Genomic DNA, 15,784 nt, shown 5'->3' with positions numbered 1-15,784 from the left:
ATTTCCCAAAAGAGATTCTTATAAAACAAAAGACCTTTACTTGATAAGCAAAGGTCTTTTTTGGTTTTAAATTATATGATTAGTAAATCACTTTTCTGATGACGGTTTCACCGTTTTGCAGTTTAATTTTCAGCAGAAGAGTAGTGTCATTTTTTCTCAAATTATAAAGCGTAAAATAATTGGTTTTGATGCCTTCATAACTGTCTAATCTTTGTCCTAATGCATTATAAACAATAATTGATTCCATAGGTAAATTGCCAGAACTAACACTTACGCCATCTTTGATGACTACTCTGATATGGTTAGAATTTGAAAATTCAGGGTTGCCTAAAGCATTGGTGAGATACACCACTTTAAATCTGTCATGAATGATACCGGTTTCGGCTGTAAATTGATATGGATTCTCTTTTAAATCGTGGGTGATATTTAATAGATTGTCTTTTAAATAAATATTTTGTCCGCTGAACAAACCATCAATGGCTGCCAAGGCAATAGAATAATTCCCCGAGGCCGGAATGTTAACACCAATAGGTACTTCGTCATTTACATCAAAAGGCAAAGCTCTTCCCTGAATAGAGAATTTAGTATCGTCTATCAACGAATAAATAGCTATTCCGCCGGTGTTTTGCATCGTGCAATCAAAGAAAGTATCGCTACCCATCGTGGCGTTTTCAATGTAGCCAAACAACGTTCTGTCGGAATTGTAATTGCTATCAATGATGTCGAGCCAAATTCTGTTTCTTTCCAAATTTTCAACCACACTATTTGGAAAGTTTGGATTTGATAATTTATAAAAAGTACTATTGGTATAAGTATTACTTCTCAGACTGTTGGTAAATGTTATACTGTTTGAAGTTGCTGGGCCATCAATCATCTGAACAAAGAAGCCTTGTCCCGAACCAATAAATAAATCGGAACCTGCCGCAGGACAACAACTTGTTCCTGTGAAATTATAAGTCAAATAATCACCCGGGCTATAGTTATAGATAAATGAATCATAAAACGGACTGGCAATAATGGCCGGTAAAGTGCCATGTGTCCACAATTTGACATTACCCATGATTTTAGTGTTGTTGTCAAATAAAAACTGACTCGCTCTGATCGATGATGGATAAGGGTTTCCTAACAAATTCCAGTTATCGCTATAATTAGTGATTTCTGCACCGTTAATTCCGTAATGCGTACTCGTGTTGGTATCACTTCCTCTGTAAATTGGTATGGTTATGTTTCCATTATTTGGAACACCCGTAAAAACACCATTCAAGGTAGCTGCGGTATCAGAGCTAAAAGTACTTGGCCCACTGGCAATATAACCTTTACCGGGAATCATGGTGTCACCGGCAGCGCTTTCCCAATTTCCTTGTCCGCCATTTGTATTGGCTACCGTAGTATTCCATTTATACATTCCCCAGAATGATAATGGAGCGGCAATATTGGCAAGTGAAAAATTAGCTACAGGTGATGACCAATAGACATAATCCAGGCTTCGAATATAGGCATCGCGTTTGTAAACGATGTTACCGGTATTGGCAACGTTGTTAATCTGGATCAAACTAGAGCTGTTGTTCAATGTAAAACTACCTGTTGATTCTACATTAACAAAGTCGGTAATAGTGATGTTGTTTGTAGAATTCACCAAAAGATTTCCACCGCTCAATACACTAAGATTGAGCCCATATGCATTGTAAGACGACCCACTGATGATTGGGTCATTAGTTACATTAGGAATGATTACACAATCAGAGCTAGTTGGAACCCCGGTTGGTGTCCAGTTGAGGGCTTTGTTCCAATCGGTATCAACATTACCGGTCCATTTTTTTCCGCCATTTACGGTAACTACAGTATTGTCTGTAATGGAGTAGTTAACACCATTACAAAGAGTATAGGTTACCTGAGCAGTATATACTTGAGTTACATTCGGGCAAACATTAATTGTATTGGTGTTTCCAACAACAGTTCCTGTAGTTCCTACGCCTTCATACCAGGTGATTGTAGACAAAGAACTTCCGGAAGGGGTAAAACGCCAGGCTTCATTGGTGACAGTCCAATCGGTACTGAGACCATTTCTGTTGGGCGCAGCCACAGCTTGTGCTCCGGTCGCATTTTGAATGCCAACTATAGCATTTCCGCTATTCCATGAGGAACAAACATTTTTTTCTTTGATATATACTTCAATGATATTGGTGTTTTCATAAAGCACAATCATACCGGTATAAAGTATCGAGTTACAGGTAGAGGAAAACATTGGAATATCCTTCCAGGAAGCCACTAAGGCACGGCATCCACTGTTAAGGTTAACCAATTCCCAACCAATTTCACCGCCTTTACTTGGGTCAATATCATGGTAAACACCAAAAATGGTATTCAAAAACAATGAAGTACTCGGAAGATTGTTGGCAAATGACCATCCACAATAACCGCCCGGACTGTTATTTGTAGTGTCAAAAGTGATTACGCCGTTTGAACCAATCAGACAAGTGTTGTAATTATTTCCATAAAAGCAAAAGTTAAATGGCAGTGTGACTGTTGGCGACCAAACGTCGTCCACATTAACACTCACAGCGTTTTGCAAACAGCTGAATTGATATGGCGGACTATATGTTATTGATTGTACCGTATAACTTGTAGTTTGATTTATAGGTAAATAAGTAGCTTCTAAATTAACACATGTGGTATCAGTGCAGGACATGGGAGCTGGATCTGAACCTAATAATCCCAAACCGCCTGAAACTAAATTAGGACAACTCAAAGTGGTAGTGCCGGTTCCCGAACCAATGTTACAAGGAGTAAAGACTTTTGGCCCTAACCAAGTGCTTTGGTCTGATCCGCTACAGTTTGACCTTACCCAGAAATAATATACTTGGGAAGTTATTAATCCAGTCAGGTTAACACTAACTACACCAGCGGTAGTTGAGCCTGTTGGGGTAGTTGAACTTGTTGGCGCTGTATTGGTTGTAGTAAGATAGTATTGATAACCGTTTGCGGCGGGTGGAGTTGATGCCATCCAGCTTACGGATACGCTAGTGCTCGAAGTTACGGTTGCTAAAATATCTGTAGGAGGCGGACAGGTCGGGCTGGTAATACAAATTCCAAACGTTCCGGGGTTGTCATTGCTGTATTCCCAAACACGTATAAAAATAGTAACTCCCGGTGTTAACCCAGTCAGGTTTAAATAAGACATCAAACCATTAGCACTGTCATCATCATCACATTCAATCAAGGTCAATGCGCCGCAGGTGCCTGAATAAGCTGCCATTCCACTGTCGGTTAAACTACCGCTGTTAGTGTCTATGGTCAATATGCCTGTTGCCGGAACGACAACTTTAAACCAAACATCACCGCCTGAATAACTTCCACAGCCTGGCGCGGTTACACCTGAGGTAGCTGTCGCGCCGAGAGTCGTATAGGTGGTGTAACTACAACTTGAACTCGTTGTTAAAGTGATGGCATTACAAGGATCGTCATTGGTTAATGGTGGTGGTGGACAGCTTATGGTGAAGCTGGCGCTGCCACCGACAGTACTTTCAGGATCCAATAAAATATAGTATTGCGTACCGGCAGTTAAGCTGAAACTAGCACTGGTTCCCGAGCCAAATATATCATCAATACAGGTCCAGCCAGTGCCGTTACATCCTGATGCAACAGGTTTGAATTGATAATCAATATAAGCGAAAGAAGTCGATTGAGAAATTGTATAGCTTCCGGTGGTGGTTGGTGTAAAAGTATAGATTTGTTCATGTCCGGGCGTTGACCATCCGCAGGCAGATGTGCCGTAAGATCCGGTACCCGAAGTTATGGTTGCGGTGGTGCTCGTTCCACATGCTGCAATATTCGGAATTGATGCACAAGGATTAAAGGCCGTAGTACAAGATCTGGAAATGGTAAAAGCTCCCGTAGTAGTATCTCCTGATAACCAGTAAGCGACATAAACATAGTAAGTAACCCCTAAGGTGGCTGTAAAACCGTATGTTTCAGTTCCGCTGGACAAAGCAATATCCTGACAGGTTATGTTGGTTAAGCTGCCACAGCTTCCGCTGGCAATAGCCATTTCGGCATCAAAACTAGTGGTTGTAACGGAAATGGTATTTAGGTTACCATCACCAACAAAAGTGTACCATTTGCCATAGTTGCTCATTGAACATCCTGTGCCATGAGTGTAATTGGTACTGCCTACAGTCGTTCCGGCCAAATTGGTTGTGCCACAATTTAAAGTTGTTGCATTCGAACACGGATTTCCTGCTGATGTAGTCACAGAACCTGTTACATAGGAACTGCTGCAACCATTACTGGCTAATATTCTGTAGTAGTATGTTGTACTTGAAGTTAACCCCGAGATGTTTAACGTTACTGTAGGTGCAGCGACCGAAAAAGGAGAACCTGAAATATTGGTTGTATAGCCAGCATCTGTGGTAATTTGTACTGCATAAGTAATCGTGCCGGATGTTCCACCGGTAGGAGTAGCCCAATTTATGGTGAATCCTGTTGAGGTTACACTGGCTGTCGAAACTGAATTTGGCACTGCAGGACAAGTGATCGCATTACCGGTTAAGGCACCTGATGTATTATAAACAGGTCCGCCTGTACAGGAGGTGTTATTGTAAGCATAAATGAAATAATAATATTGGGTATTCCCCGTTAGTCCGGAACTTGCTATCGTGTTTGATGAACCTGTTTGTATAAAGGTCAAACCCGAACCAAGAGTTGCTATATTGGCGCTTGAATAAGTAGTTCCATTTACTGGTTGGGATGGCGGTGTGCTGGTTAGTGAGCGAATCACTAAATACCCGTTTGCCGTTCCAGAAAATGAAGCCGGAAACGAAGTTCCTGTGATTGTACCTGGTGTAAATCCGGTTGCCTGGCTTGGCGCAACACAGGCTCCGATTGAAGTGGTGACGTTTCCACTTACATAAGAACTACTGCAGCCATTATTGGCCAAAATTCTATAGTAATAGGTTGTCGACGAAGACAATCCTGTAACGTTCAAAGTGGTTGTTGGCGCAGCAACAGAAAAAGGAGAACCGGGAATATTAGCGGTATATCCGGCGTCTGTAGTGACCTGAACACTGTAAGTGATAGTTCCTGAACTTCCTCCGCTTGGTGCCGCCCAATTCAAGGTAAAACTGTTAGAGGTAATGCTGGCAGTCGCAATTGAATTCGGTACTGCCGGACAAGTGATTGCGTTCCCGGTTAAGGCACCTGAGGTATTGTATACCGGTCCGCCTGAACAGGAAGTATTGTTATAGGCATAAATGAAATAATAGTATTGGGTGTTTTCGGTTAGCCCTGAACTTGGAATTGAGGTTGATGAACCTGATTGGACAAAGGTAAGCCCCGAACCAAGAGTTCCTATATTGGCACTGGAATAAGTGGTTCCGTTTACCGGCTGGGATGGTGGTGTACTGGTTAGTGAACGAATCACTAAATAACCATTTGCCGTTCCTGAAAATGAAGCCGGAAATGAAGTTCCTGTTATTGTGCCTGGCGTAAATCCGGTTGCCTGGCTTGGGGCAATACACGGAGAGGAAGATGTTACACAAAGACTGGTTAATGTCATGGTACTTGAACCAACATTGACCACTTTGATATAATATATTCCATCACTTAATGTTTGGGATATGCTCTCAGTTTGTACTCCGTTAGTGTCATTTGAATTAGCACAATTTATCTGAGCTAATCCTGTACATGAGGATGTTGATGAGATTAATTGCAGAAATAAATTTCTGTTGCTCACTTCAGCATTAATGTTTATGGTCATTGGACCGCCAGTAACCGTAAAAGTATACCAACCTTCACGTGCAAACGTTCCGGGGCAAGTAGCTATGTTTGGTGGGTCCTGTGCAGAGTTTGTTATGCTGTGATTTGTTGCACAAGCACCGTTAACAGTTAAAGGTGTGGCTGCAGAACAGGCATTTCCCTGTGCCTGAATGCTTCCTGTGAAAAGAAAAAAGCAAACAAGGAAAAGCCCAAGAAAAACTCGGCTGAATTTTAATTTTCGGCTTAAGTCGACGTAATTATGTTGCATTTTGTGGTATTTACGAATGCAAATTAATGAATTTTTTTAAAATATTATTAAAATCATATAAAAAACCCAAGCAATTAACACTTAAGTTGTGAATTTACAATGATTTTTTTTGTTATTTTTTGTTGAAAATCCAACTAAAAAGCAGCCGAATTTTCAAATGGATAAACTGTACAAAAACTATACAATGTCATTTGGTTTAGATTTCAATTTTGGAAAAAAGCCACTAATGACAAGTGTTTTTTAGGATGATGAGTTTATTGTTCATTTGGTTCGCCAAGTTTTTTGACGAGGCGTTATTCATAAAACGAAAAAAAGTTATATATTGCAGGCGTTATATACTGTTTATTAAGCATTTATGGTTTTAAGTATGAAAAAAATATTTTACATTGCGATTTTGTTGGTCTCGTTTCCTGCTTTGAGCCAATTTTATGTTAGCTCAGGTACTTATGTGTTTGTGAAAGACCAATATGTTTTTGTCAATCAGGATATCAATTTGCAGACAAACAGTAATCTTTATTTGAGAAATGAAGCTCAGATTTTGCAAGGTACAACTAGTACATCTACCAATAAAGGAGCAGGAGTTTTGTCTGTTTTTCAAGAAGGAACATCAGATAATTATGATTATAACTATTGGTGCTCACCGGTAGGAAATGCATCTGCCTCAACAGGAAATGAAAATTTTGGAATTACCAAGTTATACCGTCCAACTACGATTACTGCCAGCACACCAGCTACCATGGATTCGGGCAGTTATGACGGTGCTTCAACCAACAGTTCTTTATCTATCGCGACCTATTGGATTTGGAAATTTTTAGCCGGTGCTGATTATTCTGAATGGATTCATTCAGAAGCCAATACAGATATTGAAGCCGGTCAGGGATTTACCATGAAAGGTACCAGCGGAACTGATAATACAGCAGTCGGAGAAACTGTAGTGAATAATCCTGGAAGCGCACAACGTTACGATTTTAGGGGTAAACCCAATGATGGTAATATCACAGTAGGTGTTGCTATCGATAATTTTACATTAACCGGTAATCCATACCCGTCAGCATTGCATGTAAATGAATTTTTATTAGATCCGGCCAATACAGATTGTACCGGAATCGCTTATTATTGGGAACAGGACAAGACTGTTAACTCTCACTTATTATTAGATTACCGTGGAGGTTACGGGACTTATGCGCCTATCAGTACTTCCCCAACAGAATATGGCGTTTATGTGCCGGCTACTTTTGATTCTTATAACATTGACGGTACTGAAAACACCACTGGTTCAACTTCAGGGTTATCAATTCAGAGAAAGTATGCGCCAATCGGGCAAGGTTTTATGATAAAAGGTAAAGCCAGTGGAAGTCCGGTTTCTGTTACTTTGAAAAATGAATACAGAGAATATTATAAAGAAGCAGGTGCTTATTCTCAATTTGAAAGAAACATAAACAGTACCGGAAATGCAACACAAGATGTAGATGTAAATCCGGTTGCTCAAATTCGTTTGAACACCATCATGAACAATCAATTTACCAGACAGGTTGCTTTAGTTTTGATGCCAACGGCTACGGATGGTGTCGACAGAGGTATCGATGCAAAATCACCTGTTGAAGAGACAATTCCTAATGACGTTTACTTCTTTTTGGACAACAACAGATATGTTATCGAAGGAGTGGCTTTTGATATCGATAAAAGAATTCCTGTAGGTGTTAAATCTACCGATAATGCAAGTTTCAAGTTTGATGCTTCTTTGGTTTCAAATTTTGATGAATCACAAAATATTTACATGTATGATGCCTTGGATGGCAGTTATCACGATATCAAAAACAACGCTTATGAAGTGGTTTTAGCTACCGGAGTTTACAATGATCGTTTTGAGATTACTTTCAAAAACGCAGCTTTGGATGATGAAAACAACATCAAATCAAGCTTTGTGATTTTCCAGGATAATGTGTCTCAAAACCTGACCATTTCAAACCCGAATTCAATCGAATTAAAATCGGTTACGCTTTATGATCTGACTGGAAAGAAAATTTTTGGCAAACAAAATTTAGGCGCTGAAAACAGTTATCAATTCCCAACCAATGGTTTAAGCCAGGCGGTTTATTTGGTGGAATTAGTAACCAATGACAATAAGAAAGTAGCACAAAAGGTTATCATTTCTAACCAATAACAATAAAACAGAAAGCGATTTTTTAATCGCTTTTTTCTATATCCAAAACTTAGGTTGCTTACCTTTGCATATGAGACCTTTAGGTCGACTGTATGAAGTAAAAAAAACCTTTCTTGGAGAGTTACAATCAGAAAATTGAAATCGGAAACCCTCATTACACGCTCTATATCAAGCGGGAAGATTTGTTGCATCCTACTATTTCCGGAAACAAATTCAGGAAGCTGAAGTACAATTTGGTGCAAGCCAAACAAGAAAACAAACGCAAATTACTAACTTTCGGAGGTGCTTTTTCTAATCATATTTTGGCAGTCGCCGCAGCCGGTGCAGCCAATGGTTTTAAAACTATTGGCATTATCAGAGGTGAAGAATTACGGGATAAAATAGACGAAAATCCAACGTTAAAAAAAGCTCAGGATTTCGGAATGGTTTTTGAATTTGTCTCCAGAGAACAATTTCGGGAAAAGAACAGCCGCAATTTTATTCTATCACTTGAACAACAATTTGGCGATTTTTACGTTTTACCAGAAGGCGGAACTAATGATTTGGCCGTAAAAGGATGCGAAGAAATTTTAACAGCATCCGACGAAAACTTTGATTATGTTTGCTGCGCCGTCGGAACGGGAGGAACGATTTCGGGGATTATAAATTGTTCAAAAAGTAGTCAACAAGTTTTGGGATTTCCTGCTTTGAAAGGTGAATTTTTAAAAGAAGATATTTGTAAATTTGTCCGGAAACCAAATTGGGAATTGGTCACCGATTATCATTTTGGAGGTTATGCCAAAGTCACGGCCGAATTAGTGCAATTTATAAACGATTTTTATCAAAAATATCAAATTCCGTTAGACCCGGTTTATACCGGAAAAATGGTTTTCGGCGTTTTAGATTTAATCGAAAAGGAATGGTTTCCCAAAGGCTCAAAAATACTGCTGATTCACACCGGCGGATTACAAGGAATCGAAGGAATGAACCGTTTGTTAAAACAAAAAAACCAAATCGAAATAAAACTCAATGATTAAAAAGCTGTCACTATTGCTCGTTATGATTTTTTTGGTGTCTTGTGGCTCCAATCAATCTGTGGTCAGAACTTCAAAACCTGACCCAAGAAAAACAAATGCACCTGTTGTGCAAAGGGTAAAAAAGCCTATCTACAGGCCAAATACATCCAATACTCAAAATCCTGTTGCTACAAAAACAGGCACTTCACCTGCACAAAATAATAGCGGCGAAACCGTAATTTTAGAAGCCACAACCAGAGTCAAAGTGACTACGGAAATGGTGTTGGCTTATATCGAAAAATACAAAGCCATCGCGAAAGACAATATGCTCAAAACCGGAATTCCGGCGAGTATTACTTTGGGACAGGCCATCCTGGAATCGGGTGCAGGAACCGGTCCGTTGAGTGTTCAGGCCAACAATCATTTTGGGATTAAATGCCACAAGGAATGGTCAGGACCAAGTATCCGATATACCGATGACGAAGAAAACGAATGTTTCAGGAAATATGATGAACCAAACGGCTCATTTGTTGACCATTCTTATTTCTTAACCAGCAGACCAAGATATGCAACGCTCTTCGAATTAGGGAAAGATGATTATGCGGCTTGGGCCAGAGGTTTAAAGGCCGCCGGTTATGCTACCGATCCTAAATATCCGGACAAATTGATCGGGCTGATTGAGCGTTACCAATTGGCTAAATATGATGCGGAAGTATTGGGTAAAAATTATGTGCCTGTGATGGCCAAAAAAGAAATCGTTTACTCAGAAGAAGCGCAAAGATATACCGTAGTCAAAGGGGATACTTTGTATTCACTTTCCAAAAAATTCAATATATCCATTGAAGAATTGAAAAGGAAAAATAATTTAACCGATAATTCCTTGTCTTTGGGACAAAACATCATCGTTAAATAACATCCAAATAAAAATACCGTTTAGATATGATTTATCAAAGAAGCAGTCAGTTGTTTGCTGAAGCTGAAAAAGTAATTCCCGGTGGTGTTAATTCACCGGTAAGAGCATTTAAAGGAGTAGGAGGAACACCCATTTTTGCCAAAAGTGCCAAAGGTGCTTATTTGTATGATGAAGATGATAACCGTTTGATAGATTATATCAATTCCTGGGGACCAATGATTTTAGGTCACGCCTTTCAACCAGTTGTTGATGCGGTGATTGAAAAAGCCAAAAAAGGAACTTCCTTTGGTATGCCAACGGAATTAGAAACCAAAATTGCAGCCTTAGCGATTTCCATGGTGCCAAACATTGACAAAATTCGTTTTGTGAATTCAGGAACCGAGGCTTGTATGAGTGCCATTCGTCTCGCCAGAGGATTTACCAAAAGAGATAAAATCATCAAATTTGCTGGTTGTTACCACGGTCATTCCGATTCGTTTCTGATTCAGGCCGGAAGTGGTGCGAGTACTTTTGGTACGCCAAACAGTCCCGGAGTTACACAGGGAACAGCCAAAGACACTTTGTTGGCCAATTATAATGATATTGAAAATGTAAAAGCTTTATTCGAAGCCAATGCAACTGAAATAGCCGCCATCATTATTGAACCGGTTGCCGGGAATATGGGTTGTGTGCCGCCAGCAGAAGGCTTTTTACAGTCACTTCGCCAAGTTTGTGATGCCAATGGCGCCTTACTAATTTTCGACGAAGTAATGACCGGATTTCGCTTGGCCAAAGGCGGAGCACAAGAGCTATATGACATAAAAGCGGATATTGCTTGTTTCGGAAAAGTAATTGGAGGAGGTTTGCCGGTTGGTGCTTTTGCAGCACGAAACGAAATCATGAATTATCTGGCGCCACTTGGACCAGTGTATCAGGCTGGAACCTTGTCAGGAAATCCACTAGCTATGGCTGCCGGATTGGCGATGCTTGAAACTTTAAATAGCGATGCGGATATTTTCAAAAGACTCGAAGAAAAAACAGCTTACCTGCACAAAGGAATTGACAAAGTTTTAAAGGACAACAACATTGTTTTTACCATCAATAGAGTGGGTTCGATGATTTCAGTACATTTTGACGCCAATCCGGTAGTTGATTTTCAAACGGCTAAAAACGGAGACAACGAAACCTTTAAGAAGTTCTTCCATGGGTTGTTGAATGAAGGGATTTATATTGCACCTTCGGCTTATGAAACCTGGTTTATCACAGATGCGCTTACGTATGAAGATTTAGACTTTACGATTAACGCAGTCAATAAGGTTGCCCAAACATTATAATATAAAAAAAGTCCTTTCTTAACGAAAGGACTTTTTTTATGGTGATTACAAATAAAATTATTCGTTTGTAATCAATGATTTATACAAATCTTTATTTTGTTTCAATTTGGTCAACTGTGCATCTGTTAAGGTAGCAGCAACTTTAGCTTCAATCACTCTTGAAACTTCAGCTCTTCTTTCTTGAGATAATGTTTTATCAGCAAGTGTTCTGTGCTTTTGTTCAAACAATCTCGCAAAATCAGCTGTCATTGTTTCGTTTAAATCCAAGTACTGAGCTAAAGCTACAGCTTCTTGTTTTCCTTTTTCAGTAGAGGTTAACTCTTTTTTGTCTTGTGCATTTGCATTTATACTAAATGCTAACAGTAACGTTAAAGCAGCAATAAATTTTTTCATTTTTTTGATTTTTAGAGGAATAATGACTCCAAAACTAATTTATTTTCACGTAAACTCAAAATTTATTTTTATTTATCTTATTTAATTGGTTCAATTTCCCCGTTTCCGCTTCGTTCATTTATTTTCTCAACCATCCTTGCTTTTTTCTCTTCACGCTGTTTTTCCCACTTAGCATATTGCTCTGCAGTCAATACTTTTTTCATTTCGGCAGCAAAAGCAGCTTGCTCTTTTTTCATCTTAGCTTTTACTTCTTCTCTCTTTTGAGTCTTTTGTTCTTTTACTTCAGCTCTTTTAGCTTCTCTTTTCTCCACTTCTTTGGCAATGAGAACGCGAACTTCTTTGGCTTGTTTTTCATCTAGGCTTAAATCGCGTGTAATTCTTTTTACCTGTAGGTCAATTTTTTCTTCAGAAGTAAGTCTGCTTCCTCTTTTTTCTTGTGCGAATGTTGAAATGCCAACAAGCAACAACATGGCTAAAAATACTTTTCTCATTTTTTGATTATTTAAAATTATACCGTTAGGACAAATCTAGTTCTAAAAGGTTTAAATGTTAACAAAAATTTATAAAAAAAGGAACTCAATTGAGTTCCTTTGGTTTTAGTTCAAAACGACCGTTTTGTTATCCCCGTCAACCATTACTTTGGTCAAACCGTGCTTGGCTAATCCTTTGATGGCAGCATCCCATTTTTTGCCGCTCAATTGTGATTGCTCTTTCAATTGACCCAATGCCTGGTTGTTTTCAGCTTTTAATAAACCGATAATTAATTTTTCATCTTCAGTCAATTCAACTTGTTTTTTCTCCGGACGCATTTGCGGGAAGAACAATACTTCCTGGATAGAAGCATTATTGGTCAGGAACATGATCAAACGGTCCATTCCAATTCCCATTCCTGATGTTGGTGGCATTCCGTATTCTAAGGCTCTTAAAAAGTCTTCGTCAATAATTCCGTTGGCTTCGTCATCGCCTTTTTCGGCCAAAGCCATTTGGTTTTCAAAACGCCCGCGTTGGTCAATCGGATCATTCAATTCGGAATAAGCGTTCGCGATTTCTTTTCCGCAAACCATCAATTCAAAACGCTCTGTCAATTCCGGATTGTCTCTGTGTTCTTTACACAAAGGCGACATTTCTTTTGGATAATCAGTGATAAATGTTGGCTGGATAAAGTTGCCTTCACATTTGGCCCCAAAAATCTCATCAATTAATTTGCCTTTACCCATTGTGTCATCCACCTCAATTCCCATTCCTCTGGCAGCTTCAAAAATCTCTTGTTCGCTTTTGCCCGAAATATCAAAACCGGTAAACTGTTTGATGGCATCGGTCATCGTAACTCTGGCGTAAGGCGCTTTGAAATTCACTTTGTGCTCACCAAAAGTTGCTTCTGTAGTTCCGTTTACTTCCTTGGCACAATATTCCAATAAGTTCTCGGCAAACTCCATCATCCAGTTGTAATCTTTATAGGAAACATATATTTCCATCGCGGTAAATTCAGGGTTGTGCGTTCGGTCCATTCCTTCGTTACGGAAGTTTTTGGAGAATTCATACACACCGTCAAATCCACCGACGATCAATCTTTTTAAATATAATTCGTTGGCAATTCTCATGTATAATGGAATGTCCAGACTGTTATGGTGCGTGATAAACGGACGCGCGGCAGCACCACCGGGAATCGATTGCAATACCGGAGTTTCTACTTCCATATAACCGGCTGCGTTGAAAAAGTTACGCATCGCCGTGAATAATTTGGTTCTTTTGATAAACACTTCTTTCACTTGCGGATTCACCACTAAATCCACGTAACGCATTCTGTATCTCAATTCGGCATCATTAAAGGCATCGTGTACTTTTCCGTCTTCGTCTGTTTTTGGCAATGGCAACGGGCGCAATGTTTTGCTTAGGAAAGTAAAATTGGACACGCGAATACATTTGGCACCAACCTGAGTGGTAAACAATTCGCCTTCCACGCCAATAAAATCGCCCAAATCGGTCAGTTTTTTAAAAACCTGATTGTACAATGTTTTGTCTTCACCGGTACAAATCACATCGCGGTTGAAATACAATTGGATACGGCCTTCGCTGTCCTGTAACTCGGCAAAAGAAGCTTTTCCCTGATCACGAACGCTCATTAATCTTCCGGCAACAATCACCTGTTTGCCTTCTTCGAAGTTTTCCTTAACCTGCTTTGACGTGTGGTTTACGGGAAATAAATTCGCCGGATAAGGGTTAATACCTAATTCGCGCAAGGCGTTAAGTTTCTCTCTTCTGATGATTTCTTGTTCCGAAAGTTGCATATCATAATTGTATTTAAGCGTGCAAAGATAGGGATAATTTGAAAATGTGACAATTTGAAAATTTGAAAATGATTTTAAGGATTTGGAGCTGAATGTTCAGGGCTTTTCGGCGATCCTTTTTCCCGCTTTCCATTGCAATCTCTTCGAGGATTTCCATTTCAATCGAGGCTAAAGATTAACGTCGAGTTAACTTATAAACTTTGTAACTTTGCGCTTTGCTACACAGATAATGAACAAACAGATACAACTTCAGGATTTAGGGAATAAGGATTACAAGGAAACTTGGGATTTTCAGGAATCGCTTTTCAAGGAAATTGTCGATATCAAAATAGAAAAAAGGAACAATCCTGATTTGGTTACGCCGAATCACTTTCTTTTTGTAGAGCATCCGCATGTTTATACTTTGGGGAAAAGCGGCGATATGTCCAATCTTTTGCTTTCCGAAAAACAATTGGAAACCAAAGGCGCTACTTTTTACAGAATCAACCGAGGCGGTGATATCACTTATCACGGACCGGGACAAATTGTAGGTTATCCTATATTGGACTTGGAAAACTTCTTTACCGATATTCATAAATACCTTCGTTTCTTAGAGGAAGTCATCATTCTTACCCTGGCAGAATATAATCTAACAGGAACCAGGAGTGAAGGCGAAACCGGTGTTTGGTTAGATGTTGGTACACCATTCGCCCGAAAAATTTGCGCGATGGGCGTAAGGGCCAGCCGTTGGGTAACCATGCATGGTTTTGCTTTGAATGTGAACGCCAACTTGGGTTACTTTGACAACATCATTCCGTGTGGCATCAAAGGCAAAGCGGTAACGTCAATGCATGTGGAATTAGGAAACAATGTTGATGAAGAAGAAGTGAAAGCAAAAATCACCAAACATTTTGCAAATCTTTTTGAGGCAGAATTTATTCTTAAACCTTCCTACAGTACAATTTAAATCAAAATTCCAATTTGAGTTGCTCAGGCAATAATCGGAAAGACATCCGATGGTATTTGGTTACCCCATATTTTTTAATGGCTTCCCGATGTTCAATCGTTGGGTAGCCTTTGTTTTTTTTCCAGTTGTACATTGGAAACTCTTCATGAATCTTATTCATATATTCATCACGATAGGTTTTGGCCAAAACCGAAGCGGCAGCAATGCTCATATATTTACTGTCGCCTTTTATAATAGTAGAATAAGGGATGTTGTTTAAGGGCTTAAACCGATTCCCGTCTACTATTATATAGTGTGGATTTGGATCCAGTTTTAAAATGCTCTCCTGCATCGCTTTTATTGAAGCATTTAAAATATTGATATCATCAATGATTAAGGGTTCGAGATGGGTAACGGAAAAGGATATGGCTTGTTCCTCTATGATAGGTTTTAGTTTTTCCCTGGTTTTTTCTGAAAGCTGTTTGGAGTCATTTAAAAGGCTCAGCTCAAATCCATCCGGGAGTATTATAGCGGCTGCGGTTACTGGCCCGGCGAGGCACCCGCGTCCTGCTTCGTCAGTACCGCATTCTAAGCTGAAATCGGAAAATTTATGTTGTAGCATTAACAATTTTTTAATAAAAGTATAAAAACCGACGCAACCTTTTACAATTATATCCATCAATTAAGTGTTGAGTTGTTGGCGCCGACATCATCGCAGACTTTTTTTAACACAAATAAATTGTATTAATCCGAAGTAATATTTGTTTATTT

10 protein-coding genes are annotated in these 15,784 nt (G+C 39.4%); 5 read left to right on the top strand and 5 right to left on the bottom strand.

Going from position 1 to position 15,784, the window contains the following annotated elements:
• Positions 1-79: 79 nt before the first annotated feature.
• The gene (locus P1K33_RS03195; RefSeq protein ID WP_284651413.1) at positions 80-6,022 is read right to left on the bottom strand and encodes a RemA C-terminal-like gliding motility protein; all 5,943 of its coding nucleotides are present in this window, start codon (positions 6,020-6,022) and stop codon (positions 80-82) included.
• A 367-nt stretch (positions 6,023-6,389) separates the two neighbouring features.
• On the opposite strand from P1K33_RS03195, the gene P1K33_RS03190 reads away from it, so the two are divergent.
• From P1K33_RS03190 to hemL, 4 genes are all read left to right on the top strand, one after another.
• Entirely contained in the window at positions 6,390-8,186 is a 1,797-nt protein-coding gene (locus P1K33_RS03190; RefSeq protein ID WP_284651412.1) for a DUF8693 domain-containing protein, read from the top strand.
• A 113-nt stretch (positions 8,187-8,299) separates the two neighbouring features.
• Positions 8,300-9,202, top strand: a complete 903-nt coding sequence (locus P1K33_RS03185) for a 1-aminocyclopropane-1-carboxylate deaminase/D-cysteine desulfhydrase (protein ID WP_284651411.1) — start codon at positions 8,300-8,302, stop codon at positions 9,200-9,202.
• Positions 9,195-10,094, top strand: a complete 900-nt coding sequence (locus P1K33_RS03180; RefSeq protein WP_284651410.1) for a glucosaminidase domain-containing protein — start codon at positions 9,195-9,197, stop codon at positions 10,092-10,094. Before P1K33_RS03185 ends, P1K33_RS03180 begins: the two co-directional genes overlap by 8 nt.
• 26 nt (positions 10,095-10,120) lie before the next feature.
• Entirely contained in the window at positions 10,121-11,407 is a 1,287-nt protein-coding gene (hemL, locus tag P1K33_RS03175) for a glutamate-1-semialdehyde 2,1-aminomutase (RefSeq protein ID WP_284651409.1), read from the top strand.
• A gap of 57 nt (positions 11,408-11,464) precedes the next feature.
• Here the strand turns inward: hemL and P1K33_RS03170 are convergent, their stop codons facing one another.
• The 3 genes from P1K33_RS03170 to lysS all read right to left on the bottom strand — a co-directional run bounded on the left by P1K33_RS03170 (position 11,465) and on the right by lysS (position 14,088).
• Positions 11,465-11,800 carry a hypothetical protein gene (locus tag P1K33_RS03170; protein WP_284651408.1) on the bottom strand — a complete coding sequence of 112 codons (336 nt, stop codon included), beginning with the start codon at positions 11,798-11,800 and terminating at the stop codon, positions 11,465-11,467.
• Between the two features lie 77 nt (positions 11,801-11,877).
• Positions 11,878-12,291, bottom strand: a complete 414-nt coding sequence (locus P1K33_RS03165) for a DUF4890 domain-containing protein (RefSeq protein WP_284651407.1) — start codon at positions 12,289-12,291, stop codon at positions 11,878-11,880.
• A gap of 105 nt (positions 12,292-12,396) precedes the next feature.
• Positions 12,397-14,088, bottom strand: coding sequence for a lysine--tRNA ligase (gene lysS / locus P1K33_RS03160; RefSeq protein ID WP_284651406.1), 1,692 nt, complete (start codon positions 14,086-14,088; stop codon positions 12,397-12,399).
• Positions 14,089-14,317: 229 nt separating this feature from the next.
• On the opposite strand from lysS, the gene lipB reads away from it, so the two are divergent.
• On the top strand, positions 14,318-15,034 hold the full coding sequence (gene lipB / locus P1K33_RS03155; protein WP_284651405.1) for a lipoyl(octanoyl) transferase LipB: 717 nt from the start codon (positions 14,318-14,320) through the stop codon (positions 15,032-15,034).
• 1 nt (position 15,035) lies between these two features.
• Here the strand turns inward: lipB and rnhB are convergent, their stop codons facing one another.
• The gene (gene rnhB, locus P1K33_RS03150; RefSeq protein ID WP_284651404.1) at positions 15,036-15,635 is read right to left on the bottom strand and encodes a ribonuclease HII; all 600 of its coding nucleotides are present in this window, start codon (positions 15,633-15,635) and stop codon (positions 15,036-15,038) included.
• Between the last annotated feature and the right edge of the window lie 149 nt (positions 15,636-15,784).

Source organism: Flavobacterium terrisoli (assembly GCF_030167905.1).
Lineage (GTDB): Bacteria > Bacteroidota > Bacteroidia > Flavobacteriales > Flavobacteriaceae > Flavobacterium > Flavobacterium terrisoli.
Note: the sequence above shows the minus strand (reverse complement) of the source record. Positions and strands in the feature narration are given on the sequence as shown.